This window comes from Rhodococcus sp. PSi06, from assembly GCF_054960675.1.
This window is the reverse complement of the sequence record NZ_JBHNYO010000002.1, coordinates 265,977-288,389: the sequence shown is the minus strand read 5'-3', so window position 1 is coordinate 288,389 and position 22,413 is coordinate 265,977. Positions and strand designations below refer to the sequence as shown.

General features: G+C 63.8%; 22 protein-coding genes. 11 read left to right on the top strand and 11 right to left on the bottom strand.

Annotated elements, in window-relative coordinates; genetic code table 11:
• Positions 1-64: 64 nt before the first annotated feature.
• Genes ACFI9K_RS03790 through ACFI9K_RS03765 form a run of 6 tightly spaced genes read left to right on the top strand, consistent with a single transcriptional unit; the run spans position 65 to position 6,134 of the window.
• Positions 65-1,051: a fumarylacetoacetate hydrolase family protein gene (locus tag ACFI9K_RS03790; protein ID WP_462662307.1), complete on the top strand. Its 987-nt coding sequence runs from the start codon at positions 65-67 to the stop codon at positions 1,049-1,051.
• The gene (locus ACFI9K_RS03785) at positions 1,048-2,172 is read left to right on the top strand and encodes an FAD-dependent monooxygenase (protein ID WP_462662306.1); all 1,125 of its coding nucleotides are present in this window, start codon (positions 1,048-1,050) and stop codon (positions 2,170-2,172) included. The genes ACFI9K_RS03790 and ACFI9K_RS03785 overlap by 4 nt, the downstream gene beginning before the upstream one ends.
• Positions 2,169-3,188, top strand: coding sequence for an amidohydrolase family protein (locus ACFI9K_RS03780; protein WP_462662305.1), 1,020 nt, complete (start codon positions 2,169-2,171; stop codon positions 3,186-3,188). Before ACFI9K_RS03785 ends, ACFI9K_RS03780 begins: the two co-directional genes overlap by 4 nt.
• On the top strand, positions 3,185-4,123 hold the full coding sequence (locus ACFI9K_RS03775) for a VOC family protein (protein ID WP_462662304.1): 939 nt from the start codon (positions 3,185-3,187) through the stop codon (positions 4,121-4,123). Before ACFI9K_RS03780 ends, ACFI9K_RS03775 begins: the two co-directional genes overlap by 4 nt.
• Entirely contained in the window at positions 4,120-5,148 is a 1,029-nt protein-coding gene (locus ACFI9K_RS03770; protein WP_462662303.1) for a fumarylacetoacetate hydrolase family protein, read from the top strand. Before ACFI9K_RS03775 ends, ACFI9K_RS03770 begins: the two co-directional genes overlap by 4 nt.
• Entirely contained in the window at positions 5,145-6,134 is a 990-nt protein-coding gene (locus ACFI9K_RS03765) for a cyclase family protein (RefSeq protein WP_462662302.1), read from the top strand. The genes ACFI9K_RS03770 and ACFI9K_RS03765 overlap by 4 nt, the downstream gene beginning before the upstream one ends.
• Positions 6,135-6,142: 8 nt before the next feature.
• On the opposite strand, the gene ACFI9K_RS03760 is transcribed toward ACFI9K_RS03765, so the two are convergent.
• Together ACFI9K_RS03760 and ACFI9K_RS03755 are read right to left on the bottom strand one after the other, a co-directional pair.
• Positions 6,143-7,075, bottom strand: a complete 933-nt coding sequence (locus ACFI9K_RS03760; RefSeq protein ID WP_462662301.1) for a LysR family transcriptional regulator — start codon at positions 7,073-7,075, stop codon at positions 6,143-6,145.
• A 128-nt stretch (positions 7,076-7,203) separates the two neighbouring features.
• Positions 7,204-9,225, bottom strand: coding sequence for an amidase (locus ACFI9K_RS03755; RefSeq protein WP_462662300.1), 2,022 nt, complete (start codon positions 9,223-9,225; stop codon positions 7,204-7,206).
• Between the two features lie 106 nt (positions 9,226-9,331).
• Here ACFI9K_RS03755 and ACFI9K_RS03750 point away from each other — a divergent pair, with 106 nt between their 5' ends.
• Entirely contained in the window at positions 9,332-10,009 is a 678-nt protein-coding gene (locus tag ACFI9K_RS03750) for a TetR/AcrR family transcriptional regulator (RefSeq protein ID WP_462662299.1), read from the top strand.
• On the opposite strand, the gene ACFI9K_RS03745 is transcribed toward ACFI9K_RS03750, so the two are convergent.
• From ACFI9K_RS03745 to ACFI9K_RS03725, 5 genes are all read right to left on the bottom strand, one after another.
• Positions 9,997-11,037, bottom strand: coding sequence for an agmatine deiminase family protein (locus ACFI9K_RS03745; RefSeq protein ID WP_462662298.1), 1,041 nt, complete (start codon positions 11,035-11,037; stop codon positions 9,997-9,999). The two genes, ACFI9K_RS03750 and ACFI9K_RS03745, sit on opposite strands and share 13 nt — an antisense overlap.
• Positions 11,037-12,401: a flavin monoamine oxidase family protein gene (locus ACFI9K_RS03740; RefSeq protein ID WP_462662297.1), complete on the bottom strand. Its 1,365-nt coding sequence runs from the start codon at positions 12,399-12,401 to the stop codon at positions 11,037-11,039. Before ACFI9K_RS03740 ends, ACFI9K_RS03745 begins: the two co-directional genes overlap by 1 nt.
• Before the next feature lie 231 nt (positions 12,402-12,632).
• Entirely contained in the window at positions 12,633-14,204 is a 1,572-nt protein-coding gene (locus tag ACFI9K_RS03735) for an APC family permease (RefSeq protein WP_462662456.1), read from the bottom strand.
• A gap of 23 nt (positions 14,205-14,227) precedes the next feature.
• Positions 14,228-15,112, bottom strand: a complete 885-nt coding sequence (locus ACFI9K_RS03730; RefSeq protein WP_462662296.1) for a universal stress protein — start codon at positions 15,110-15,112, stop codon at positions 14,228-14,230.
• 117 nt (positions 15,113-15,229) lie between these two features.
• Entirely contained in the window at positions 15,230-15,589 is a 360-nt protein-coding gene (locus tag ACFI9K_RS03725) for a hypothetical protein (protein WP_462662295.1), read from the bottom strand.
• 247 nt (positions 15,590-15,836) lie between these two features.
• Between ACFI9K_RS03725 and ACFI9K_RS03720 the strand changes: the two genes are divergently transcribed.
• Positions 15,837-16,262, top strand: a complete 426-nt coding sequence (locus ACFI9K_RS03720; RefSeq protein WP_462662294.1) for an MFS transporter — start codon at positions 15,837-15,839, stop codon at positions 16,260-16,262.
• 44 nt (positions 16,263-16,306) lie between these two features.
• Here ACFI9K_RS03720 and ACFI9K_RS03715 read toward each other — a convergent pair whose 3' ends face one another.
• Entirely contained in the window at positions 16,307-17,143 is an 837-nt protein-coding gene (locus tag ACFI9K_RS03715; protein ID WP_462662293.1) for an alpha/beta fold hydrolase, read from the bottom strand.
• A gap of 164 nt (positions 17,144-17,307) precedes the next feature.
• Between ACFI9K_RS03715 and ACFI9K_RS03710 the strand changes: the two genes are divergently transcribed.
• The gene (locus ACFI9K_RS03710) at positions 17,308-17,796 is read left to right on the top strand and encodes a nucleoside deaminase (protein ID WP_462662292.1); all 489 of its coding nucleotides are present in this window, start codon (positions 17,308-17,310) and stop codon (positions 17,794-17,796) included.
• A gap of 137 nt (positions 17,797-17,933) precedes the next feature.
• Positions 17,934-19,295 (top strand): alpha/beta hydrolase, encoded by a 1,362-nt coding sequence (locus tag ACFI9K_RS03705; protein ID WP_462662291.1) that lies wholly within the window; start codon positions 17,934-17,936, stop codon positions 19,293-19,295.
• Positions 19,296-19,320: 25 nt separating this feature from the next.
• Here ACFI9K_RS03705 and ACFI9K_RS03700 read toward each other — a convergent pair whose 3' ends face one another.
• Positions 19,321-20,073 (bottom strand): ferredoxin reductase, encoded by a 753-nt coding sequence (locus ACFI9K_RS03700; RefSeq protein ID WP_462662290.1) that lies wholly within the window; start codon positions 20,071-20,073, stop codon positions 19,321-19,323.
• Position 20,074: 1 nt separating this feature from the next.
• A complete protein-coding gene (locus ACFI9K_RS03695) occupies positions 20,075-20,674 on the bottom strand; it encodes a sulfite oxidase-like oxidoreductase (RefSeq protein WP_462662289.1) in 600 nt (199 codons plus the stop codon).
• A gap of 432 nt (positions 20,675-21,106) precedes the next feature.
• Between ACFI9K_RS03695 and ACFI9K_RS03690 the strand changes: the two genes are divergently transcribed.
• Positions 21,107-21,514 (top strand): DoxX family protein, encoded by a 408-nt coding sequence (locus ACFI9K_RS03690; protein WP_462662288.1) that lies wholly within the window; start codon positions 21,107-21,109, stop codon positions 21,512-21,514.
• Positions 21,515-21,527: 13 nt separating this feature from the next.
• Here the strand turns inward: ACFI9K_RS03690 and ACFI9K_RS03685 are convergent, their stop codons facing one another.
• Positions 21,528-22,331 carry a bestrophin-like domain gene (locus ACFI9K_RS03685; RefSeq protein ID WP_462662287.1) on the bottom strand — a complete coding sequence of 268 codons (804 nt, stop codon included), beginning with the start codon at positions 22,329-22,331 and terminating at the stop codon, positions 21,528-21,530.
• Positions 22,332-22,413: the final 82 nt, after the last annotated feature.

Sequence of the window (22,413 nt, the reverse complement as noted above, 5' to 3'; positions counted from 1 at the left end):
ATGATCCGACGGCACGAGAGAGTGGTGGTCATCACACCACTCCCGACAGAAAGCCGTCACCACCGTGGACATTGCGTCTTTGCCCCTTCCCGCCTTCGCACTCGGCGTGGCGAATCTCGCCGACGGACCGCACGCGGTGGTTCTGTCGGCCGGAAACCTTCTGAATCTCGATTCCGTTGCGGACAGCCTGAAGCTGACGGCTCCCATCAGCACACGCGCTGTCTTGGATGACTGGGACAGGTTGCTACCCGCTCTGCGCGCCGTTGCTGCGTCCGGCGACGGTGAGTGGACCGCGCTCCCGGACGCCACCATGGCGGCTCCGGTCGAGCCGCGCCAAATTCTGCAGGCCGGTGCCAATTACCGAAAGCACGTCATCGATCTGGCGGTCAAGCACGCCGATATCGCGAACGGGCGTACCGAGGACCAGGTTCGTGCGGAAACCGCCGAGTTGATGGACAAGCGTGCAGCGCAGGGGGATCCGTACTTCTTCATCGGATTGCCTTCTGCGGTGACCGGCCCGTACGACACCGTGACGCTTCCGGCGGGAACGCACAAGAACGACTGGGAGCTCGAGCTGGCTGCGGTGGTCGGACGCCCCGCATACCGCTTGTCGCCGGAGGAGGCGCTCGACGCAATCGCCGGCTACACCATCGCCAACGACCTCACGACCCGCGAATTGGTGTTCCGCCGCGACATGCCGGAAATCGGTACCGACTGGCTGCGCGCGAAGAATGCTCCGGGCTTCCTGCCCATCGGTCCGTGGATCGTGCCGAAGGACGACGCCGGTGCCGTGTCCGCGATGCGTTTGACTCTGGAGCTGGAAGGCAAAGCGATGCAGGACGAATCGACCGAGGACATGTTGTTCGGTGTCGCGGAATTGGTTTCTGCGGTGTCTCAGACCGTGCAGTTGTTGCCGGGTGATCTGATCTTGACCGGTAGCCCCGCGGGCAACGGAATGCACTGGGGACGACTCCTGCGAGACGGAGACGTCATGACGTCGACCATCACCGGACTCGGATACCAGCAGACGCCGGTGGTGAACGCATCATGACATCGGTACTGGTGATAGGTGCCGGCATCGCGGGGGCGGCATCGGCTATCGCACTGGCACAGGGTGGTGTATCGGTCGACGTGGTCGAGAGAACTGCGCGTGAGAACACCTCCGGCTCCGGAATCACTCTGCAAGGCAACGCCCTACGTGTCCTGCGTTCGCTCGGGGTGTGGGATCGCGTTCGAGAACACGGCTACGGTTTCGACACACTCGGCCTGCGGGCACCGGATCCGCACGGGACGTTGCTGGTCGAGATGAACGACGCCCGTACCGGCGGGCCCGACCTGCCCGCAACAGTGGGCATGGAACGCCCGGTCTTGGCGACGATCCTGCACGACGCCGCCGAGAGTGCAGGTGCCAAGCTCCGATTCGCCGTCACCGCAGACTCTTTCGCGCACGATGAGGACGGCGTCACCGTCACGTTCTCCGATGGCACGTCGGGTCGATACGACCTGGTCATCGGTGCTGACGGTGTGCGCTCGGCTACTCGCGCAGCGATCGGCATCGATGTCGCGCCGCAGCCGACCGGGATGGGAATCTGGCGGCTCGTCGGACCGCGTCCGGACAGCATCACGCGAACCGACCTCTATTACGGCGGCGCCGGCTACATCGCGGGCTACTGCCCGACCGGCGAAAACTCCCTGTACGCATACATTGTCGAGGATGCGCAGGATCGGACCGCCTTGTCTCCGGCGGAGCGTTTGGGTGTCATGAAGGGTTTGGCCGAGCACTATCACGGGCCGTGGGACGACATCAGGGCCGATCTCGACGATCCGAGTGCCATCAACTACACCTGGTTCGAGTCGCATGTCATCGACGGTCCGTGGCACCGCGGACGGGTCGTGCTGATCGGCGATGCCGCGCACTGTTGTCCGCCCACCGTCGCTCAGGGCGGGGCTCAGGCGCTGGAAGACGCATTCGTCCTTGCGGAAATGGTGCTGGCCGCCGATTCCGTCGACGACACTCTGCTCGATGCTTTCACGGCTCGGCGGCTGCCGCGAGCGCGTGCCGTCGTGGAAGCATCGGTACAGATCGGAACCTGGATGCTCGCGCACGACAGAGATGCCGACGTCCCCGGATTGATGGGCCGCGTCGCAGCTCTGGTCAGTGAGGCACCGTGAACGGCCGCATAGTCGACGTGCACGCGCACGCTATCGTTCCCGAGGTCGAGGCAGTGGTGGCCGGCCAACCGGGTCTCGAGGCGCACCGCGCTCTCGATGCCCGGCGCAACGGTGCGGAATCGCTCGCCGTCTCCGGAAAGATGGTTGCAGCGCGCATTCCTCAGCTCATGGGCGTCGATCGACGGCTCGCCGACATGGACGCCGCGGGAATCGACGTGCAGGTGGTCTCGCCCTCGCCGTCCCAGTATCACTACTGGGCCGATCGCGACTCGGCACAGCTGGTCACGTCGAGTGCGAACCGCGGTATCGCGGCTCTCGTGGCGGAAGAACCGTCGCGGCTCGTCGGGCTGGGGCTCGTTCCCCTCGGACAACCGATGGACGCGGTGGCCGCGCTCGATGACGCGGTCGGCAACTGTGGTCTTGCGGGCGTCGAGATTTCGTCGTTCGCCCCGGGAGTAGAACTGTCCGACGAAGCACTCGAACCGTTCTGGGCGCGAGCAGCCGAGCTGGGCGCAATCGTCTTCCTGCATCCGTTCGGGTGTTCCCTGGACGAGCGGCTCGACAAATTCTACCTGTCCAACACCGTAGGGCAGCCGACCGAGAACGCGGTTGCGTTGTCGCACATCATCTTCAGTGGTGTACTCGACCGTCACCCGACCCTCAAATTGTTGGCTGCGCACGGCGGCGGGTACCTGCCTACCTACATCGGTCGCTCCGATCACGCGTGGAAGGTACGTCCCGAGGCCCGTCGGTGCGCGGATCTCCCCAGCAGCTACCTGTCTCGCATCACGTTCGATTCGCTCGTGCACGGACCGGGGGCGCTTGCCGCGCTCGTGGACGCGGTGGGAGCCGAATCGGTGGTACTCGGGTCGGATTACCCGTTCGATATGGGCAACGAGGACCCGGTCGCCGAAGTTCGCGCGGCAGAGTTTTCCGAAGAAGTCACACGATCAATATTGAGCGACAATGCCTTTCGCCTCGGCTTGTCGCCCGCTGAAGCAGGAGTCGTTTCGTGAGCAACTACGCATTCACCCATCTACGCCACGTCGATCTCGCCGTGCCCGATTATCAGCAGCAGCTCGACTTCTACACGCACCAGTGGGGACTCACCGACGTCGGCTCCGACGGCGATGTGACCTACCTGGCGGCGGAGGGCTCGCCCGAGCAGTATGTGGTGCGCATTCGCAAGGATGCCGACAAGAGGCTGGATCTGGTCTCCTACGGAATGGCCGACGCAGCCGGTGTCGACGCACTCGCCGAGCGCCTCGCAGTCGGCGGCGTCCAGCTGGTCCATGAGCCGGAAACGTTGCAGACGATGGGCGGGGGCTACGGTTTTCGCTTCTTCGACGTCGACGGGCGCACCATCGAGGTGTCCTCGGACGTCGCGGTACGTCAGCACCGCAAGGTCGAGGAGGGCGAATCGATCCCGGTGAAGCTCTCTCATGTGGTGTTGAACTCGCCGAACCCCGAAGCCACGGTTGCGTTCTACGACAAGTGGTTCGGCTTCAAGCTCTCCGATACGCTCATGCACCCGAGGATGGGCGAGATGATGTGGTTCCTGCGGACCAACCCGCAGCATCACAGCATGGCGGTTGCTCGCGGCCCGCACGTGTCGCTGCATCACGCCTCCTTCGAGCTCCGCGGCATCGACGAGTACATGCGGGGAACCGGACGAATGCTGCGCGCAGGCGTCGAGAAGATCTGGGGACCGGGCCGGCACCAAGCAGGCAACAACACGTTCTCCTACTTCCTCGATCCCAACGGCAACACGATGGAGTACACCACCGAGCTCGAGGTCCTCGACGAGGACACCTGGCACCCGCACTTGCTCGACTTCTCGGCACCCGAGGTGTCCGATCAGTGGGGAACCGCGAACGCAATGGACGAGTTCGTGGCGAAGAAGTCCTTCAACGACCCGGACAAGGGTCTGTTCGTGGCACCGCCGGTATGAAGTTCGCGACGTACGACTACAAGGGAACGACGCTGTCGGGAGTGGTCGACGGTGACCGAGTCTGGCCGCTGGACCGATCGATGCGGCAACTGCTCGACGCCGGCCTCGATCAGGCGCTGGTCATCGGTGCTCAGGCACTGCAGGGGCAGGCCGTCGCCCTGACAGAGGTGACTCTGCTGGCACCTCTGCAACCCTCCACCATTCGTGACTTCGTTGCGTTCGAGGAGCATGTGGAAGGGGTGCGGCGCAGTATCGACGGTGAGAGCGGCGTGGTCGACGCGTGGTACGAGGCCCCACGCTTCTACTTCACCAATCCGTACACGGTCAGCGGACCCGACGAGGTGATCACACCTCCCGCTGCGTGCCGCGCGCTCGACTTCGAGCTCGAGGTTGCGGCGGTGATCGGCAAGTCCGGAGCCGACGTGGGGATGGACGAGGCGGCGGGCCACATCTTCGGATACACGATCCTCAACGACTGGTCGGCGCGCGATCTGCAGCGTCGTGAGATGCAGGTCAATCTAGGACCGGCCAAGGGCAAGGACTTCGCCAACACGTTGGGACCGTGGATCGTCACCGCAGACGAAATCCACGCACTCCGCGATGCGGACGGATTTCTCGATGTCCTCTGCACCGTCGAGGTGAACGGCCAACGCGTCGGCCACGATTCACTCGCCAACATGGGATGGAGTTTCGACGCGCTGGTGGCGTATGCATCGCGTAATTCATGGGTACATCCGGGAGACGTTCTCGGCAGTGGCACCGTCGGAAACGGTGGCTGTCTCGCCGAACTCTGGGGTAGGCGTGGCGAGCAATCTCCGCCTCCGTTGCAGGCAGGCGACGTCGTCACGATGACCGTCGAAGGAATCGGCACCTTGAGCAATACGGTCGGTGAATCGCGTGCCGTCCCCGACGTGCCGGCAGCCCGGACCGTCGACCATGCACGAATGCGAGACCGTCGCAGTGTCGCCGGTTCGTCCACCACGAACGGTTCGTCCTCGCGCGAACCGAGAGGAGCGTCCGCATGACGACCGCTGATGCTCAGCGAGCTCTCGATCGCACAGACCCTGAAGGAGAGATAGCGAAAGCTGCACTCCGGAACAGAAATTGGGGTAGGTGGGGCGAGGATGACGTGCGCGGAACGATGAACTACCTGACCGGTGATCTTCGTGCGGCGGCTGCCTCGCTCATCGTCAAAGGGGCGTCGTTCTCGTTGTCGCAGAGTTTCGACATGGACGGTCCGCAGAAGGGCTGGCGTCGACGAACCAACCCGGTTCACACGATGCTCGACACGGGTACCGACGCCGTGACCGGAATCCAAGGCTTCCCGCACGGAATCGGCGGTGCCGACGACGTCGTCTCGATGCCGCTGCAGTGCTCGACTCAATGGGACGGTCTGGGGCACATCTTCGACCACGGGATGGCATGGAACGGCCGACCGGCGGAGAAGGTCGTCACCAGCCTCGGTGACGGTGTCACCGGCATAGAGACGGTCGCCAACGGAATCGTCGGTCGCGGAGTGCTACTGGATGTGGGCCGACAGTTCGGCGAAGACGGGGAATTGCCCGACGGGTTCGCGATCACGACCGAGCACCTGACGGCAACGATCGCCGCGCAGGGCCACACCTCCGAGATCCGCAGCGGCGACATGGTGCTGGTTCGTACCGGTCAACTCAGCCGCACTCGACGCGAGGGCTGGGGTGACTATGCCGGGGGAGCAGCGCCCGGTCTGTCCTTCACCACCGCAGATTGGTTGCACGACAGTCAGATGGCGGCGATCGCAACCGACACCTGGGGCTTCGAGGTTCGTCCGAACGAATTCGATGTTGCGTTTCAGCCTCTGCATCAGGTTGCCATTCCCAACATCGGGTTGTTCCTGGGCGAGATGTGGGATCTCGACGCGCTCGGTGACGACTGCGCGGCGGACGGAGTCTACGAGTTCTTCCTCACGGCCGCACCGATTCCGGTGACCGGTGCCGTCGGTGCGCCGGTGAATCCGATCGCGGTGAAGTAGGGGGACCGTCACCGCGTGTCGGCGGTGGCGGCCTCTGCTGCTCGAACGACGATGTCGCGCAGGAAAGTATGCTCGGGATCGCGATCGTAGACGGGGTGCCACCACATGGTGTCCACCAGTTCACCCAGCTCCACAGGACACTCCATGGTGCGCACCCCCGAGCCTGCGGGAAGGAGCTTGACCAGCTTTTCCTGAAGCAGCGCAATACGATTGCTACCGGCAACGAGGTTGGGCACGGTGAGGAAGCTCTCGGTGATCACCTGAACGTTCGGCTCTATGCCGAGCATCCTCAGTTGCCGGTCCGCCGGTGTGGCGGCCGACTGGCCATGGAACACCACGACCCAGGGAGAGTTCTTCAAGTCGTCGACGCTCATGGTGGGACCGATGTGGTCGTTGTCCGAGGACACGATCATCACCCAACGATCGCGATACAGATCGCGGTGTGGCAGATCGGTCACGAATCCGTGTGGCACCAGCATCAGGTCGGTGCCCACCAGCGTTTGTTCGGCCCGCGCCACCAGATCCGGACTGGTCGGGCTGAAACGCAGACGGGCATGGGGTGCGGCCTCGGTGAAAAGCCCGGCGAGCGCCTCGCCCAATACGGTGATGCCGTAATCGCTCATCAAGACGCCGAACTCACGCGTCGACTCGTGCGGGCTGAATTCGGGTCGTGCCGAGAACACCCGCTCGACTCCGTCCAGAGCCAGTCCAGCGCGTTGGCGGAGTTCAGCGGCCAGCGGCGTCAGGTGGTACTCGTTGCCGACGCGATAGAGAAGTTCGTCGCCGAAATGCCGTCGCAACCGGGCCAGCGCTGCCGACAACGCAGGCTGACTCAGGTTCAGCTGCCGCGCAGCGTTGGTGACGCTCTTGTGCTGCAGAAGCGCGTCGAGCGACACCAACAGATTCAGGTCGAGGCTCGCGACACTCGTCACCTTTCGCACCGGCCGAGCATAGCCCCCGTTGGTTGTGAGTCCTAGCGTCGTGCGGTACTTCCCCTGGATGCCGCGCGTCCCGCTCGGGGGATGCGCAGCTGTGCCTCGGTGGCTCGAGGAAAAAAGTGTAATTGCGTTCAGAGAGGCGATCCCTCGGTTGTGGCCAAGGCTCCGGCGACACCGCCGCCTGCGCCGCGGGCGACGACGACGACGAGTGGCCCATACGATGCCCGCCACTCACTGTGCAGGACATCGTAGGCACCCTGTGAGACCGAAATAGCGCCCATAGCAAGGTTACCCGTCACCCGGATTGGCACACGGACGCCGTCGACGAAAGCTTCCACCTCCTCGGCACTCCCGCCGTCGACCTCGACGACGAAGGACAGCTCGTCGCCTGCGGACCCCGGCCGCAGCTGCACATCGCGCAACGAGACGGACAGCTCGCCGCCCGCCGTCGCGCGGTGCTCGAAGATCTGCTCGTCGCTCAGTGCCGGGGTGCGCGTGGGTGCTACTCGTCGTGCCCCGAGAGCGTCGACGGAACGGGCGATCTGCAGCAGGGTCGAATCCGAGTACGCGGCACCGGCCAGTGTCAGGCCGACCGGCATCGCCGTGTCGCTCATCGATCCCATCGGAACGGTGACGGTGGGGATGCCGAGGTGGCGGGGAACGAGGTTTCCGTTGGCCACCCACACTCCGTTGCGCCAGGCGATATCCGCGGATGCGACGTCGACGTCGGCGTCGGCGGGACCGACGTCGGCAACAGCCGGAAAGAGGACTGCGTCGAACCGATTGTCCTGCAACCACTTCTCGAAATCGACGCGGCGGACCTCCTCCAGTCCGCGCATCCCCGCCTCGATGGACGGAATGCGATCGAACGGCGTCACACCGGCGGCAGCCATGGGAACGTAATCCCCGAGATCGTATTCCGTGTCGAACGGCAGGATGCCGTAGCGATCGGGGAGCGCCCCGGTGGGATGCGGAAAGATGCGCGCCGGGTCGGTCTCGGTCAAACTGCGCAGGCCCGGCTGACCGTTCGCGGCCAAGAAGCTGTCGAACGCCCACACCGATAACTCTCGCAGTTCGCGTCCGAGGAATTCGGCAGGAACCAAGCCGCGGTCGATCATCGTGCGGGAGTCCGGGTGCAGGCCTTCGTAGTTCTCCACGACGGGGAAGTCGGTCTCGATCACTTCTGCACCTGCCGCCACCAGATCGTCGCGCATTGTGTGCCACAGAGTCATCACCGAATCGCGGGTGTGGATCGGGTACGCACTGTCGGGATCGCCGTTGACGTACAGGCGCGGCACGGCGAGTCGGAGTCCTTGCAGCGGCAGCGGTGGCAGGTCGGTGAAGGACGCGGGTCGAACCTCCGATGCCTTCGGGATCGGAACCCAGTCCTGCGTGCGCCAGAGGTCACCGTCGGTGACCTCGTCGTCCGCGACGACCACGTCGAGCAGGCGTAGTAGGTCGTCGACCGTACGAGTATGCGGCACAACGACATCCATGGTGGGGACCAACGGCCAGTTGCCGCGCACCGAGATGACCCCACGGGAGGGCGTGTAGGCGACTAGGGCGTTGTTCGACGCGGGTGCGCGTCCGGATGACCAGGTTTCCTCGGCGAGTCCGAAGGCCGCGAAGCTTGCAGCCGTCGCAGTGCCCGAGCCGTTCGAGGAACCCGAGCCGAATGCCGAGGTGAGAAATCCCGCGGCATAGGGGCTTTCAGCACGCCCGTACAGTCCGCGTTGCATCCCGCCCGCTGCCATCGGAGGCATGTTGGTCAGGCCGAGGCAGATCGCACCGGACGCCCGCAATCGGGCTACGGCGAACGCGTCATCGGTAGCGACGAGACGCTCGAATGCGGGCGAGCCGGCCGTCACCGGTAGTCCGCGAACCTTGTAGCTGGACTTCGCCGTGTACGGGATGCCATCCATCGGGCCGAGGGTCTGTCCGTCTGCTCGGCGTCGGTCGGATGCGGCTGCTTCCTCGAATGCGTCGGGGTTGAGTACCGGTACGGCGTTCAGGGAAATACCGGTTCGGTCGAAGTGCCCGATGCGGTTCAGATAGCGCGCCACGAGTTCGACGCTCGTCACGGTGCCCTCGGCGAGCGCGGCGGAAACGGCGGCGGCATCGGCCTCGACCACGGTGAATGAAGGAGAAGTCATGATCAGAACTAAAACACACACTGTCGGTTTTGGGAACGGGTGAACGGAAAAACTGTCGACATGCAAAGCTGTCGGTACGTCGACGACCGCCCGAGAGGAGGCGACCATGGCACGACCACCTCGCGCCCTTCTGAGCCGTGACCTGATTGCGCGCACCGCATTGGCGCTGGTCGATCGGCACGGAGCCGAGGGTGCCAGCATGCGGGGGGTAGCGCTCAAATTGGGCGTGAACCCTACCTCCCTGTACAACCACGTCGCCGACCGTGCGGCGATGATCGAGGACGTCAGAGCGTTGGTCTCGGCCCGAATCGACTCCGCACCCCTGCGCGAACTGCCCTGGGAGGACGGCCTTGTCGCCTGGGCCAGGTCATATCGATCGGCCTTCGCGGAGCATCACCGCGCCGTTCCCCTGCTCATGACCACGCGCGCATCGACCCCGGTGCTGTTGGCGGAGTACGAGGATTTCTCGGTCGCTGCCGAGGCGGTGGGCTGGTCCAGCCGGGACGTTTTGCCCTTACTGACCGCGTTCGAATCGTTCATCCTCGGCAGTGTCCTCGACATGTCCGGCCCGAGTGTCGTGTTCGATCCGGCAGGCCAGGAGGAGGCTTTTCCGCGACTGGCCGCGGCCTACCGGACTGTGCAGGACGAGGACGCCGACGATCCCATCGCCACCCGCGCTTTCGAGATGGGTCTGGCGATGCTCGTCGCATCGGCACGTCCGCGAATGGGTAGTTTCCATGGGCAGTCCTCGAAGCCTGTCCCCGCGTCCACTCAGTCTGCCTGAGCCTCTGGCTGATTCTGTGTGATGCAGTGAATTCCGCCCCCGCGGGCGAAGAGTGGCCGAGCATCGACGGTGACGACGGTGCGACCCGGGTATGCCGCAGAAAGAACGGCAGCAGCCTCTTCGTCCGCGGGATCGCCGAATTTACAGGCGATCACGCCATCGTTGACGACGTAGTGATTGATGTAGCTGTAATCGACGAAGCCCTCGTCGTCGCGGAGAAGCTCCGGCGCGGGAACTTTCACGATGGTCCATTTTTCGCCGCGTGCGTCGGCAGAGTTCTCGAAGATCTCGAACACGGTCTTGCTGACCTCGTGATCGGGATGTTCCGGATTGCGCTGGTCGTGCACCAGAACGACTCCGGGCGAGGGGATGGCAGCGACTATGTCGACGTGACCCCGTGTTCCGAATTCTTCCGCGTCACGGGTGAGTCCGCGGGGAAGCCAGATCACCGTGGTGGCACCGATCGTGCGTGCCAGCTCGGCTTCGATATCGGCCTTCGACAGCGTGGGATTGCGGCCGGGATCGAGTTGCACCGTCTCGGTGACGAGAACCGTTCCCAGCCCGTCCACCTGAATACCGCCGCCCTCGTTGACGATCGGTGAATCGATCGCCTCGACACCGGATTTCTCGATGACGAGCGCGCCGATCTTCGAGTCCTTGTCCCATTGCGCCCAATCCTGTGCGCCCCAGCCGTTGAACACCCAGTCGACCCCGCCGACACGGCCGTCCTCGGACGTCACGAACGTGGGCCCGATGTCGCGCATCCAGGCGTCGTTCAACGGCGCTTCGACGATGTCGATGGGAAAAGTGGTGTCGGGGGTCAGATACCCGCGTGCGACGGCGCTTTCGGCGGGGTCGACGACGACAGTGACCGGCTCGAATCGAGCGACCGCCTGTGCAACCTGAGCCCACGTGGTCCGCGCCTCATGCTGCTCCTCGGGCGTATCGCCCAGCGAATAGCCCCCGGACGGGTAGGCCATCCAGGTCCGTTCGTGCTGTGCACCTTCGGCCGGCATCGTCCACTGCATCACTGCCTCCCGAGCTTCGACGCGATGTCCGCGGCGGTGCGGTGGCCCATACGGACGGCACCGTCGACGTGTTGGTAGCCCTCTGCAGCAATGTCGGAGCAGGAGAAGTGAATCGGGCCGACGGGAGTGCGGCTGTCCTTGCCGTAACGGTGCAGTCCGCCGAGATCGAAGCTCGCCGCGTACGCACCGCGGGTCCACTCTTCCGAGCCCCAGTCCGATTCGTAGTAGACAACCGGCTCGAGTGCCTTGGGCCCCAAGTAGTGTGCGATGGAATCGAGAATTCTCGCGCGGCGATCCTGCTCGTCGAGCTCGAACATCGCGTCGGCCTTGGCATCGGACACGAAGCCGACCAACGTGCCGCGGCTGTCCTGGTGGTTGGTGTTGTCATACACCTCCTGCACGATTTCGGAGGCACCGAAGCCGGTACCCGACAACCCGTCCTCACGCCAGAACGGAGTGTCGTAGACGGCATGGACCTTGATGACCAACCCCAGCGACTGGTGCTGGTGCATCTGATGCTGGCGACGCGGCAGCGGTGGGTCGTAGGAGATGCGCGAGTACAGGTTCGGCGGAACGGCGAGGATGACGCGCTTGGCGCGCACCTCGATGTCGCCGTCGGCCGACACCACTGCGCCGTCGGAGTTCCACCGCACCGTACGCACCGGCGCGCCCAGGAAGACGTCGTCGCCGAGGGCTGCCGCCATCCGGATCGACACCTGTTGCATCCCACCGACAACACGCTTGTCGAGGATGAAGTTCTCGTCCACCAAGTGTGAGAATGAACCCGCCGAGGCGGCCATCAAGACTGCCTGCAGAGCCGAGAACGCGTGAGCCGGTTTGGTCAGCATGCCACCGGCGATGAACATGCCGATGTTGCCTCGTGCTTCGGGATCGTCCGATCGATCGACGAGCCACTGCTCGAACGAGACGGTGTCCAGTTCACGTGCGAGCGGATGTGCCCACGGCTCCTCGGGGCCGATCTGGGCGGCCAAATCGTCGAGCAGTGCGATGAGACGATCCATTTCCTTTTCGGTCGTCTCGTCGACGGGGAACGAGTCACCCGAGTAACGGGTCCGCTCACCCGCGGCGGAGATGTAGATGGATTCGCCCTCGCGATACCGGTCGAACGTCTCGAGGCCGAGTTCGTCGATCAACGCGGTCAGCGACTCCTGATCGGGAGAGACCCACTGGCCGCCGATTTCGAGGCTGGCACCGTCGATGGTGTTCGTCCACGTGCGTCCACCGACGCGGTCTCGCGCCTCCAGCACCGCTACGGACAATCCCGTCTTGCGTAGTTCGGTTGCTGCGGCCAGGCCAGAAGGGCCGGCCCCGACGATAGCGACGTCTCGTTCGACGGTGGGCACTGACGAGCTCCTTTGGTTGCGGTACATCGGTTTCGGCCGATAGCACTCGATTCTTTCTGGAATGCAGTCGATTCGCACACGACGAAGTGGCTACTCGAGTACGACTGTTCGCTCCGTTTCGGACAGCGTGACGATTCCCGTTATGTGACTGACCCAGCGCGCAGAAGTCCCGAACTCGTCGAAGTGATCGACCGACCGAGATTGCGCTGACATCGGACCCTGGCGTGCGCGCTAGTTTTTCTTTCGACGGACACCGGCCGTCAGATCGCTCTCGTCCCGCAACGCGGAGGTGCTGCGGTCCAGTGTCTTGCCCTCGAAGAAGGCGGGACTGCGGAACCTCATGACGATCATCAGCGCAGCTCCGAAGACGAGGATGCCGAAGCCGAGGAAGAACACGAGTCCGATGCCGCCGATCGATGCTCCGCTGGCGTTTTCCGGATTCATGCTTTCACCGAGCGATATCAGAAACACGGCGAGCAACATGAGTCCACCGAGAAGCGGAAACACGAAGCGGAAGACCGTGTTACGCACGCTGTCGAACAGCCGTCCGCGGAAGTACCAGATGCAGGCAAAGGCGGTGATGCCGTAGTACCAGCAGATCATGATGCCCAGAGCCGCAATGGTATCGATCAGCGTGCGCTCGGACAGGAAGGTGACCACTGTGTAGAACCCTGCGGTGACGGCCCCTGCGACCACGGTTGCGAAGGACGGCACCAGGAAGCGAGGCGACACTTCGGCGAACTTCTTGGGGAAGGCGCCATAGGAACCCATTGCCAGCATCGTTCGCGCAGCGGGCAGGAACGTGGTCTGCAGGCTCGCCAACGAGGACACCAGCACTGCGAGGAACAGCAACATCCCGCCCCACTTACCGAGTACCGGGTCGGCCAGAGAGCCGAAGACGTTCTCGGCGTTGTCCGGGTTACCCAGGCCCAGGCCGTCCTCGCCTACTCCTGCGTACATCATCGCGGCAACTGCCACCAGTAGGTACGTGAGCAGAATGGTTGCTACGCACAGCAACCCGGCGCGACCGGGCGTCGTCTTCGGGTTCTTCGACTCCTCGCCGAGCGTCAAGCACGTATCCCAACCCCAGAAGGCGAAGATCGACCCCGTGAGTCCGATCACGAACGCACCGACGGCCACGCCCGTGAACGGGTTGAACCAGTCCAGGTCGAAGGTGACTCCGCCCGGAGCGTCGCCTGCACCGACATGAATCAGAGCGACGACTGCGAAGATCACGAGCAGAACCATCTGAAAGCCGACCGTGACGATCTGCAGTTTCTCACTCGTGGTGATTCCCCTACTCGCAATCCAGGTGGCCGCGGCGATGAACACGAGCGTCGTTCCGACGTTGACGAACTTGTTGCCGGGCAGGTCGGCGAGCGACGGTGTATCGAACAACTTCGCCAAGAACAGATAGAAGAACTGCACGGCGATGGCCGCGAGATTGGACAGTACGATGATGGTTGCAATCACCATGCCCCAGCCGCACATCCATCCGACATAGGGCCCGAAAGCTTTTGTTGACCACGTGAACGACGCGCCGCAATCCGGGGACTCGGAATTGAGCTCGCGGTAGGCGTACGCGGTGAGAAACATCGGAACGAATCCCGCGATCAGAATCGCAGGCATCTTCAGGCCGACGGCAGCGACGATCAGGCCGATACTTGCCGTCAGGGTGTAACCCGGTGCCACAGATGAAATTCCGAGTACCGCACCCGAGAAGGTGCCGATGGTTCCTGTGGCCAAGCCCTTGGCGCTGACTCCATCGGAAGCGGAAGGAGGCCCGCTCACGTTCTTCTCCATATTGGAGCCTTCCGTCGACGGATTCATGATTCGAACTCCTGCTTGGGGACTATCACCATGGGGACCGGCAGGACGCGAAGCATCTTCGTGGCCGTCGAGCCGAGGAAGAGTCTGCGGGGCTGAGCGAGGCGACTGGAGCCGACCATCACCAGATCGCCGTCCTGCCAGTCGAGCGTCCGAACCGCAGATTCGACGGACGATCCGTCCGCGATGGTCACCGATAGTGGAAAGTCCTCCGGCAAAGAGGATTTGGCTTCGTCCACCAGGGCGCGTGCGTGTGCGACGGCACGCTCACGCGCAGTGTCGAAGCTGTCCCGGGCATCGCGCAGGTCGTTGCGGGGATCGAGCGCAACCAAAGACACGAGCCGTAGTGGAGTGTGCATTCTTTCGCAGGTCCGTACCGCCGTCCGCAGCAGTATGTCCGCACCCGTCCTGGTCCCGAGCGCGCAGGTCACCTCACGAATCTCGAGAGCAGACGAGTGCCGGGTGCCGCGCGGCGCGAGTGCGAGCGGCACGTGTGCCGAATGCAGCAGCTCGGTCGACACCGACCCGACGGCATGACGTCCGAGCAAGCCGTCCCCCGACGCACCGACCACGATGGCTGCCGCCCCCAGCCGGGCCACCTCGTCGATCAATCCCTGCGCAAAGGAATCGTGGAAACTTGCATGCACGGCGACGTCGATGTCGGACGGCACCGACGATTTCGCCTCCTCGAGCCAGCCCTGCGCACGCGCGGCCAGGACGTCCTCGTAGCCGGTATCGGCGGGGACTCTGGACGCAACGGTGCGGTCCGGTGGCAGAACCATGCAGATGTCGAGTTGTGCACCGAGGCTCCGGGCGAGCTGTATCCCGAGAGTCAGACCGTCCTTACCGCTGGGGGTGGCGAGATATCCGACGACCAGACGCATGGGCACAGCTCCTTCGTTTCAGTGGAACAGGTGGAGGTACTGAATGATTCGGTCACTCGCAGGCTCCACTCCTGCATGAAATGGTCACTCCGCAGGCTCCGCTCCTGCGTCAAATGGTCACTCCGCAGGCTCCGCTCCTGCAGATTGTTGGCGTCGAGAAAGGGCGAGTGAGAGCTCCGAGCTCACCACGCAGACTTGCTTATTGCCGGGTATGTCGACGCTGTGGAGTTCACCGACCATCCGGGCCACGAGTCGAGCGGACGTGGTGTTGACAGACTGCCACGCGGGGACGGCGTCGACACCGGAAATGGCGTGCACCGCGTCGCGCAGAAACTGTTCGGTCGTGTCGGGCATTCTTCGGTCCGCGCAGTCCCTGAAACGCAGTCGCACGCAGCTGCCCTGCCTCGAGGTCGAGTCGATCCCCTTGCGGGAATCGGTGGAGGTGGGTGTCTCCTGAACGGCACGGGCTTCACTCATATTTTTCTCCTGACCATGTTCGACGAGAGCAGCACCGTTTCGCCGTAGAGGCCAAGTGTGACTGTGTGAGACGCCCGACACACCTGACGAAATGGATATCCGACCATCACCGAGCGCTCCATTTCGGACTTCGTGGAGTGTAGAAGTGAGCCGAGTGCGGCCGCTCGAGAGGATCTGGGGCATCAATGCGGTGGATGTGCCCACGGCACGGACTTCCTCAGAGTTACCACCACAGAAAGGCTGTTCCGTGCACCCACGCAGCCCCGTCGATACCGATGCGCCCGACCGCAGTGAGCTAGCGATGAACTGGAAGGTGCTCGCGTTCGCGACAGTGGGTGCCGGACTGGGTATCAGTGCGCTCGGCTACACGCTCGGACCGTTGATCGTGCCCCTGCAGAACGAGTTCGGTTGGGGCAGAAGGCAGACCACGCTGGCGAGTCTGTGGAGCTCACTCGGTACGGCGATCGCGCTGGCGTTCGCAGGTCCGTTGCTGGACCGGTTCGGTGTCAAACGTGTAGCAGTAGTATCCATTCCCCTGTTCGCCGCGACGATCTTCGCGCTCAGCCGATTCGACGGGGGGCTCGGGCTCTTCCTCGTTCTCTACGGCATCACCGGGGTGCTCGGAGTCGGCACCTCGGTGCACACAACCGAGGTGCCCGCTGCAGGGCGGTAGGTACGAACTGCGAGACGGCGCTGTTGCAGCCACCGGTCGCTCCGTCACCCGTTCTGCAGTGCCTCGTCGATTCGTGCTCCGACCGCAGCCGCACCGACCGCAGTCATGATCGTGCCGGCGTGGTCGAGACCCATCATCGGGGTGACCGATGTCAGATCGAAAGCTTCGATGTCTTCAGGTGAGTACATCGGTGCCGAATCCGCTCCAACGCTCCACTGCGCGTGGAGGAATCGAATCGGCACGGTCAATTCTCCGAACCGGGAATCGCCGAAGAACACATCCTCGGCGTCGGCGACGACCGCATCGGACGACAATCGCACCGACCCGTCGACCAGATCGTGTCCGGCGTACGTCCGCAGGAGCGGATCGGCCGGGTCGAGTAGCGGTAGCGACGTCGACACCAAGAAGTCTACGTACTCGTCGACGGCATCGAAGTGCTGCCGAGTTCGAGCAAGCCTGTCTGCGAACACGGCCGCTACGGACTCTCGAGTGAGACCGGCCGGCGGTGCCACAGGAACGCCACCGTCGACGAGCACGAGACTCTTCACTCGGGACGGGTGCCGAGCTGCGAACTCCACCGACACGAAGCCACCCATCGACATTCCACACACGTGCGCGGCGTCGAGTCCGAGGGCATCCATGACGGCGTCCAGGTCGTCGGCGTGCCGAGCGAGCGACGACGGTCCGGCGACGTCGACGCTGTCACCTCGGCCGCGTAGGTCCGGTGCGACCAAGGTCAGATGCGGCGATGCGGCCCGCAACCAGCCCCACAGCATCCGCTGGCTGGACACCCCGTGCACCACGAGGATGGGCTCGCTGGTGCCGGGGTGTGTTTCGACTGCGAGGTTTCCGCCGGCTACCGCTACGCGATCTATGGTCATGGTGCCGACAGTATGGGAACGCGGGTCGGAAAGGGATGGATCCAATCGCTGTTGCGGCGCTGCAAATATGGATGGTTCTTCTGTCGTGCAGCAGCAGTTGTCGCCACCGACGTCGACCATGATCCGGTCCGAGGTGGTGGATCACGAGGCGGTACGGTCGGGACGTGAGCATCTCCCCGAGCGATCGTAAGTTCCTGGCTCGTGCGGTGGAGTTGGCGGCGGAAGCGGCGCACACGGGTAACGATCCTTTCGGTTCGCTACTGGTGTCGAGCAGCGGGGAAATACTGGCCGAGGACAGGAATCGAGTCGGTGATCGACGCGATCCCACCCAGCATCCCGAGATCGCGTTGTCGCGCTGGGCAGCTACCCATCTGGACCCCGAAGAACGCCGATCGTCGACGGTCTACACCTCCGGCGAGCACTGCGTGATGTGCGCAGCGAGCCACGGGATCGTCGGACTCGGCCGCATCGTCTACGCCACCTCGACGACTCAATTGCTCGAGTGGCTCGATGAATTGGGGGCCGCGCCGCTGGCCATCACGCCGTCGCCGATCGAGCAGATTGTGCCCGGGATAGTGGTGGACGGTCCGGTCGCCGAATTCGCCGACACGGTCCGTGATCTGCACAGGTACCGTCACGCGTCCGGGGAGTAAGGCGTGACCGAGGTACCGAAACGGACCCCCTACGCTAGAACGTGATCATCGGTCGTCGATGTGTCGATGCAGTACGTGCGAATGCAGGGGGAAACGTGCCACAGGAGATCGGCAGTGGTCATCGCACGGTTGCGACGGTGGCTGCTCTTTCGATGACGGGCACCGCCGGGCTCGTGCTCGCGTGGCTACAGGTTCTGCTCATCCGTCAGCATTTCGCGGTGGGGTTGTGGATCATCGCAGTGGCGGTGGTCGCGATCGTTCTCGTCCGCTCGCGCGTCGGCGGAAAGCTTGCAGTGGTGGGGACAATGCTCGGTGTATCCGTCGTCGTCACGCAGATCGTGTGGTTGACAACGGGCAACCACCCTCTGGGGGTTCTCTGTTCGATCGTGGCGATCGCGTCGGGACTGGTGTCGCTTGTTGCGGCGTGGTCGCGTCGATCGACCGACAGCTGGCGTCGGGCTCGGCGCTCGGTGAGAGTCGCAACTGCGATGTCGGTCGGCTGCGCCGGGGTGGCTGCGGTGCTGGTGTCGGCGCTGATGGTCACCGTGGCGGCGAGTCCGGCGCCGATCGTAGAGGCGCTGCAGCAACTGGGCGAGGGCAATTCGTTCGAGCCCGGCGAGCCGACGGCGACGACGGTCGTCGGCGGGGCAGGACTGACCAGCAACGTCGAATACGGGTCGACTCTGCCCAACTCGTTTCTCGACATCTACATCGCCGACAACGATCCATCGGTGAGTCGGCCCACGTACGTCATGGTTCACGGCGGGGGATGGATCGGCGGGGACAAGGCGGCCGGTGATCCTGCATCTGCGACGGGTAGTCCGTACTTCGCTGCGGGATCGGGTCCTGCCCTCGATGCCGGTTACAACCTGGTATCCGTGAACTACGCGTTCGCACCGCAATACCGTTTCCCCACGCAGACAATCCAACTGGGCGAGGCGATACGGTTCTTGACTGCGAACTCGGACCGATACGGTCTGGACATGAGCCGGGTGGTGCTCGCCGGAAACAGTGCCGGTGGCCAGATCGTGGGCAGCTACGCCAACGTACAGACCAATCCCGACTATGCCCGCGAGATGGGCATCGAACCCACAATGGATCGAAATGCCCTGAAGGCCACCGTGTTCGACAGTGCCGTTCTCGATGTCGGCAGAGCAGGAACGCCGCAAACCCCGAGTCCGTCGAACGGCTTCGGATACGAGCTCGGTGCCCGCAGTTACCTGGACACCACCGATGCGAAGACGGTGGCGTTGGCGAACGTCATCGACCACGCCACATCCGACTTCCCGCCCAGCTTCATCGCCGACGGCAATACCGGCACCTTCCCTGATCAAGCTGCCGAGTTGAGTGCCACGCTGGACCGAGTACGCGTCGAGAATCGCCTGAACCTGTACAGCAAGAACGAGGCGACGCTCGACCACGCATTCATGGTGACGGGCTCACGATCGACAGAAGAGTACAACCGGTCGAAATTCGAGTTTCTTCGCGGCGTCGTCTGATCCATTCGGAATTGCGCGCACAGCGTCAGCTCGGTCCGAAACGCTCCGTACGAATGTTTGCTGCCGAGTGTCCTCTCGCCACCAACATGTCCGCTACCGCGTCGACGAAGCTCGTGGGGCCGCAGATGTAGCATCGCGGCTCGAATTCCGCCGGCCACCCGTGTGCGTCTATGTCGTCGAGGGTGATGCGGCCGAGGGGTCGCGCGCTGCCGGCAGGAGCGCGACGCGTGTGGATCATGGTGACGTCCACACCAGCGGGAGGGTGAGCCCACTCGTCCGCGAAGTAGACCTCGGCGGGTTCGCGCACCGAGTACAGCACTCGGAACGGGACCCGGCCGCCCGGTGCCGACGCCTGAGCGCGAACCATCGCGCGGAGCGGGACGATGCCGGAACCGCCACCCACCAACAGGATCGGCGGAGACGGAGTCTCGGCGGGCGTGGACGGCCGCCACACGAACCATCGACCCACCGGTCCCCGCAGCTCGATGCGATCGCCGACCTCGACGGCATCGACGAGGTAAGGCGATACCTCTCCGTCCGCGACGTTCTGCACCGCGATCTCGATGCGCGACGTGCCGTCGGGCGCCGACGCCAGGGAGTAGCTTCGCTGCGCGCTGTAGCCGTCCTCGGCGGTGAGCTTGACGTCCACGTGTTGGCCGGCGAGATGACCGGGCCAGCCGTCCACGTCCAGAACGAGAGTGGACGCGGTGGGTGTCTCACGCCGAACGGCCGCCGCCGTGGCAACGAGCCAGGGTTTTGCCCCGGCTGTCACACTCACGTCAGTCGCCCTGGTAGCGCTGCTCGCGCCACGGATCTCCGTAGTCGTGATACCCGCCGCGTTCCCAGAAGCCTTGTTCGTTCTCGACCGTCAGCTCGATGCGCGAGACCCATTTCGCCGACTTCCAGAAGTACAGGTGCGGTACGAGAAGCCGTGCGGGACCACCGTGTTCGCGAGTCAGGGGAGCGCCGTCGAACTCGGTGACCACCCAGGCCTTGCCGTCCCTGAGGTCTTCGAGAGGAAGGTTGGTGGTGTAGCCGTCGAAGCCGTGCACCACGACGTACCCGGCATCGGTGTCGAGCCCGTCCAGCAGAACGTCCAGGCTCACCCCGCGCCACGTGGTGTCGAGCTTCGACCATTTGGTGACGCAATGGATGTCGACGGTCGGAGTCTCGTGCGGTAGCGCCGCGAGTTCGTCCCAGGTCCAGCTGCGAGTCTCGCCCCGTTCGGTGGTGATCGAAAACGACCACGTGTCGGTCGAGACGACGGGTGCGGGCCCGATTGCCAGGACAGGAAAGTCCTTGGTCAGATACTGGCCGGGGGGAGTGCGCCCGTCGTCGCCGCGCCGGCGGCCCACGAAACCCTTCGAGATCAATGCCATGGTGGCAAATTGTGCGCTCGTTGCCGCAGGTCTGACAAGTCGGAGCCGCGACGATGTCGACTCTCGTATTCTTTCGACGGCAATGCATCGAGGAGGAGCCGTGACCATGAAACTGGTGAATGTCGGTATCGCCGCCCGCGATATCGACGCCACGATCGCATTTTTCACGGACCAAGCTCATCTACCTGCGCGGTCCGAGCGGAATAATCCTGATGCTGGCGCAATCGCTCACGGCGGAAGGCAGCACCACCACGTGAGCCTTCACCCGATGGCAGTCCTGACGGGGACCTCTCGCAACCGTTGTCCTAGAAAACGTCTCGACAACGTCGAGAGGACGATGTCAGTTTCGGTGGAGCCGCCACGGCGGTGAGTTTTCCTACCGACGGCAGTCGATACCGGCGACACCTTGTTTATCGAGCATCGGAGAACATCATGACCACGACGACCACCCCTGCAACCAACTCGCGCACTGCCGCTCGCGTGGGCTGGGGCCTGACGGTATTGCTTGCGCTGTTTCTGATCTTCGACATCGTCGGCAAATTGCTGAATGTGCAGCAGGTGAAGGACGCGACCGTGGAACTGGGGCTGCGAGACGAGATGACACCCGTCATCGGCGTCGTGCTACTCGTGTGCCTGATTCTGTACGTGGTGCCGCGCACCGCATTTCTGGGTGCCGTTCTGCTGACCGGATATTTGGGTGGTGCCGTCCTCACCAATTGGCGGGTCGACAAGCCGCTGTTCAGTACGGTCTTGTTTGCGGTCTACGTTGGAATCCTTGCGTGGGGTGCGCTGTATCTGCGGGATCCGAAGGTGCGTCAGGTCATGCCGATCGCGCGGTAGAGACCTGTTCGGTTCAGGTCGGGTTGCCGGAGTCGTCGCACGGAACCGGATGACCGTCGTCGATGAACTGCAGCGTGACGTTCATTTCGGTGGGTTGGATGCTGCCCGACCAATCCGAGTAGGGGTGATCGAGAAACGCGACCACAACCAGGGCGGAGGCCACGAGCGCGGACACGAAGGCGATCGGAACGGCTTGTACGACGGCGGATTCGCGGCGATCCGCCTGTACGCACATGTACGAGAGAATGGCCGACGCTCCGATTCCCAGAACGATCCACAGTGGAAAAGGAACCGACGGTGTCGCTTCGGCCAGCCGGTCGCGGCGGCCGTCGCGGCGCTCGGCTTGCTGGTCGAACCATTGTGAGTATGCCGCTTCTTGCGAGGCACCTTCCGGTGTGGTGGCCGCAAAGCCTTCGGCCATGGTGTCGACCCAGTGGTTGACAGCGGGGGACGTTTCGCTTCTCGTCATAGCGGGCCACTCGTCCGCGACGACCGCCCGGCTGTAGCAGATGAGGCCACCGTGCAACAGTTCTCCGTCGTGTCCCTCGAGGACATCGGCCACATTGTGCAGCTCGGTCACCGCTACGGCTTCCACGCTGGCTCCGTTGCTCGCACGCTGATAACTCTGCAGCGCAAAGAAAATGGTGAAGGCCAACAGGACGGAGAACATCGTGCCGATGACCGTCAGCGCGCCGGCCGCTCGAGTGCTGTCGATGAACCAACCGGGGTCCGGTGCCCGGGTACGCGCAGCAAGTTTCGCCGTCACGGCCACAACCACGACGAGGACGACGATCAGACCCAGTATCCAGCTCGACACCGGGCAACTGTAAGTCAGTGCGCGACACTGCGACGGGTAATTCGCGTACTGGTATTCGCGTGGAAAAACGCAGCTCTTCGGA